Origin of the sequence: Mesorhizobium sp. M4B.F.Ca.ET.017.02.2.1 (assembly GCF_003998955.1) — a bacterium.
GTDB classification, from domain to species: Bacteria; Pseudomonadota; Alphaproteobacteria; order Rhizobiales; family Rhizobiaceae; genus Mesorhizobium; species Mesorhizobium abyssinicae.
Map to the genome: position 1 here is coordinate 1 of NZ_RZOF01000457.1, position 4018 is coordinate 4018.

Annotated in this window: 5 protein-coding genes and 1 pseudogene; all 6 read right to left on the reverse strand. The window is 61.3% G+C overall.

Translation table 11 applies throughout. The features are described 5' to 3' along the window. Positions 1-468 (reverse strand): NAD(P)-dependent oxidoreductase (locus EN738_RS31810; protein ID WP_145966992.1); only part of this gene is annotated, 468 nt, incomplete at its 3' end. A 113-nt stretch (positions 469-581) separates the two neighbouring features. Next, complete coding sequence (locus EN738_RS31815) at positions 582-1412, reverse strand: ABC transporter permease (RefSeq protein WP_127287047.1); 831 nt, start codon at positions 1410-1412, stop codon at positions 582-584. Then, positions 1409-2125 (reverse strand): ABC transporter permease, encoded by a 717-nt coding sequence (locus EN738_RS31820; RefSeq protein WP_127287048.1) that lies wholly within the window; start codon positions 2123-2125, stop codon positions 1409-1411. The genes EN738_RS31815 and EN738_RS31820 overlap by 4 nt, the downstream gene beginning before the upstream one ends. Positions 2126-2235: 110 nt before the next feature. After that, a complete protein-coding gene (locus tag EN738_RS31825; RefSeq protein WP_127287049.1) occupies positions 2236-3018 on the reverse strand; it encodes an ABC transporter substrate-binding protein in 783 nt (260 codons plus the stop codon). Positions 3019-3230: 212 nt separating this feature from the next. After that, positions 3231-3740 carry a molybdopterin-guanine dinucleotide biosynthesis protein B gene (mobB, locus tag EN738_RS31830; protein WP_127287050.1) on the reverse strand — a complete coding sequence of 170 codons (510 nt, stop codon included), beginning with the start codon at positions 3738-3740 and terminating at the stop codon, positions 3231-3233. Then, a pseudogene (locus tag EN738_RS31835) lies at positions 3737-4018 on the reverse strand (molybdenum cofactor guanylyltransferase MobA); the annotation flags it as partial. The gene mobB and the pseudogene EN738_RS31835, both read right to left, overlap by 4 nt.

The following is a 4018-nucleotide window of genomic DNA, read 5'->3' on the forward strand; positions in this document are numbered from 1 at the left end:
GAAAGCCTCGATGACGGGTTTCGCCTTGTCGAAAGCTGCCTGCTCGCCGCCCACCATGACGGTGAGCACGCCGTTCTCGGCGCCGGCCTGGCCGCCGGAGACCGGCGCGTCGAGGAAGGAGAAGCCGCCCCTTCGGGCGGCTTCATCCAGCTCGCGCGCGACCTCGGCCGATGCGGTGGTGTTGTCGATGAAGACGGAGCCCTTCTTCATCGAGGCGAAGGCGCCCTTGGCACCGGTCGTCACCGAGCGCAGGTCGTCGTCATTGCCGACGCAGGAGAAGACAAAATCCTTGCCGTCGGCCGCTTCGGCCGGCGTCAGCGCCAGCTTTCCGCCGTGCTGGCCGACCCATTGCTCGGCCTTGGCCGTGGTGCGGTTGTAGACGGTGACGTCGTGGCCACCCTTGTTCCTGAGGTGCCCGGCCATCGGATAGCCCATGACGCCAAGACCGAGAAATGCCACCGATGCCATGAGCTTGCCTTCCAAAACGGGAACCAGATTTTGCTGGCGCAAGCTCTAGGCCATGCGGTGAATTCGTCAAGGCGCGGAGCGCTGGATCGACTGGTGCAGAAAGGCGGTTTCGATCAGCGCTTGAGGTGAATGGTGATCCGACGTTCGATCCATTCGATCGCGTGGCGCAGCACCTCGACAATCACCAGATACACGACGGCGACCCAGATATAGGCCTGGATATCGAAGGTGCGCGCGTAGGTAAGTTTTGCCATGCCCATCAGGTCGTACACGGTGATAATGGCGACGATCGCGGACGCTTTGATCATCAGGATAAGCTCGTTGCCATACGGCCGCAGCGCGACGACCAATGCTTGCGGCAGGATGATCTTCCACAACGTCTGCAATTTGTGCAGGCCGAGCGAAGCGGCACCCTCCCATTGGCCCCTTGGCACGCTTTCGATGGCGCCGCGTAGGATTTCAGCCTGATAGGCAGCCGTGTTCAGGGCAAAGGCAAAGACGCCGCAGTTGAACGCCTCACGGAAGAAGCCCCACAGCCCAACCATTTCGAGTTGCGGCTTGAACGAGCCGACCCCGTAATAGACCAGAAAAGTCTGGACGAGCAGCGGCGTTCCGCGAAAGAAATAGACGTAACAATAGGCAATACCTGACAAGACCCGGTTCTTCGACATGCGTGCATAGGCGACTGGAAGTGACAGTATGGCGCCAAGGACAATCGAAATGCCAACCAGCGAAAGCGTGACGCCGAGCCCTTGCAGGTAGCTCGGGCCGTACTTGGCAAAGAGTTCGCTGTTCCAGGCGAAAGCCAGATAGGCGACAATGCCGCCGCCAGCGGCAACCCAGACGCCTATCAGCACGTAGCCGACAATTCGGGAACGCGGCCAGCCGCGTGCTCGCGGGGGCGGCCGTTCCACAACGTTTTTGGCGTCGGCCGCAACGCTCATCGCCGCGCGTCCCGCTGGGCGAGCGAGCGCTGTATGGCGCCGGTGGCAAAGGATGAAATAACCGCCAAGATAAGAAATACCGCGGCGGCCACACTGAAGAACAGGAATGTGTGTTTGGTGACGCGTGCGGCCACGCCAGCCTGACGGAGCGTTTCAGCCAAACCGACCACCGACACCAGCGACGTGTCCTTGAGCAGGCTCAGCCAGCAATTCTCCAGGCCCGGAAAGGCGATGCGAACCAATTGCGGCAAAATTACTTTGCGCATCGTTTGCCCGTATGAAAGGCCAACTGCATAGCCGCCCTCATATTGGCCCTTTGGGATGGCCCGGAACGCTGAAAGGAATACCTCGCTAGCATAAGCCGAAAAGATGATGGCAAGCACGATCATGCCGGCGACGAAGGCGTTAACGTCGATGGTCGCCTCGGGTCTTACCAGTCTGATGAGATATTGCAGGATCAGCGGGCCGCCGAAAAAAAACAGAAACAGTGTTACCAGTTCGGGCAATCCACGGAAGATCGTCGTGTAGATGTTGGCGGCGATGCGCAGCGAGGGTTCCTCGGATTGTTTTCCCAGCGCTACGAAAAAGCCAATCGTCAAACCGATTGGAAGAGTTGCGAGAGCCAGAAGAACCGTGACAGCAGCACCTGAGGCGATGTCGTCGAGCCAACCATCAGGCCCCCAACTGAGAAGCGTCCATACGCTCTGCTGCATCCGCCTGCCTGTCCCCACTTGCCTGAAGACCGTGCATCACTCCTGATGCGCGGCATCCTCGTGAGAACGGCGGGAACATCCCCGCCGTCCCTGTCGTCAATCCCGGCGGATCAGGAATCGCCGCCGTAGACGTCGAACTTGAAGTACTTGTCGTTGATTTCCTTGTATTTTCCGTTGGCGCGGATGGCGTCGATCGCGGCATTGAACTGGTTGACCAGATCGGTCTCGCCCTTGCGTACGGCAATGCCGGCGCCCGGACCGTGGATCTCGACGACCGGCTTGATCGCCCCGATCAGCTTGCAGCAAGCGCCGTCGGGCGAATCCAGCCACTGCTGTAGCACGACGATGTCGTCATTGGCGGCGTCGAGGCGGCCATTGGCGAGGTCGAGCTGATATTCCTGCGCGGTTGGATAGGGCTTCACCGTGCTGTCGGTGTAGGTCTTGGTCGAATAGTTGAAATGCGTCGTCGAAGCCTGCACCCCGATCGTCTTGCCGGCCAGGTCTTCCTTGGTCACACCTTTGATGTCGCTGTCCTTCGGCGCGACGATCGCCGGCGGCGTGTTGTAGTATTTGTGGGTGAAGTCGACCTTCTCGGCGCGTTCCGGCGTGATCGACATCGAGGCGATGATGGCGTCGAACTTGCCGGCCTGCAGCGCCGGGATGATGCCGTCCCAATCCTGGGCGACGAAGGTGCACTTCACCTTCATCTCGTCGCAGAGCGCCTTGGCGATGTCGACGTCGAAGCCCACGAGCTGGCCGTCGGCGGTCAGGTTGTTGAAGGGCGGATAGGCTCCCTCCGTACCGATCCGCAATGTCTTTTCCTGAGCCTGGGCAACGCCAAGTGTCAGCAGCGCGGCCGATGCGGCGAGCGCGATACGCAGTGCAATACGCATGTTAGTCCTCTCATATTGTCCGGCCGCTGTTCCGTGCGGCTCTGTGAGCGGTGCTGTTGACCGCCCGCTGGTGGCGATACTCCCACTCTTTCCCCGAAAAAAGCAACTGCAAAACAGTAGGCTGCAGGCTTGGCAGTTGCGGCCGAAGATGACGCTAGGTTAGAGGCCGGGAACAAGTTTAGCGGCGGCTGAAAGTTATTTCGCCGACGCGCTCAGCGCCGCAGGCCCGAGACGCCTTCGACGAAGTCCGCTATCGATGCAACGTCGTCGAGATCGAAGACCGGCAGGCTCCCGCCTTCGGCGGCGAAGTCCGCGGCAATGGCGACGATGTTGGGATCGCTGGCCGACAGCGGCGTCCTGTCCTTGGCGTCGAGCCGCCGCGTCTCGATCTTCTTGTGCGCCTCGCGCTTGTAGCCTTCGACCAGCACGATATCCGACGGCGCCAGCCGCGCCAGGATCGCCTCCAGCGTCGGCTCCTCCTCATTGCGCAACTCGTGCATCAGCGCCCAGCGCCGACCGGACACGACCGCGACCTCGGTGGCGCCGGCCTGGCGGTGGCGGAAGGAGTCCGCGCCAGGCTTGTCGATGTCGAAATCATGATGGGCGTGCTTCACGGTCGAGACCGTCCAGCCGCGCCGTGCCAGCTCGGCGACCAGCTTCTCGGTCAGTGTGGTCTTGCCGGAATTCTTCCAGCCGGTGATGCCAAAAACGCGCCTGTTCATTGCTCGATGCTCTGCAACAGTCGCTCGGCGATCGCAAGATCGTCCGGCGTGTTGATGTTGAAGAAGGGATCGATCGCATGCCCGTCGGATGCCGGCATTGGAAACTCCACCTCGACGACGCCGTGGCGGTCGATGAAGGCAGAGACCCGCCGGTTGTCCTCGTCGACCAGGAACCGGCGCAAGGAATCATGAACGTCGAGCGGCCAGAGCGCGAATGTCGGGTGCCGCCTGCCGCCTGAGCTGGCGACAGCGATCGATCCGGGCTTTGAGCCGGCGGC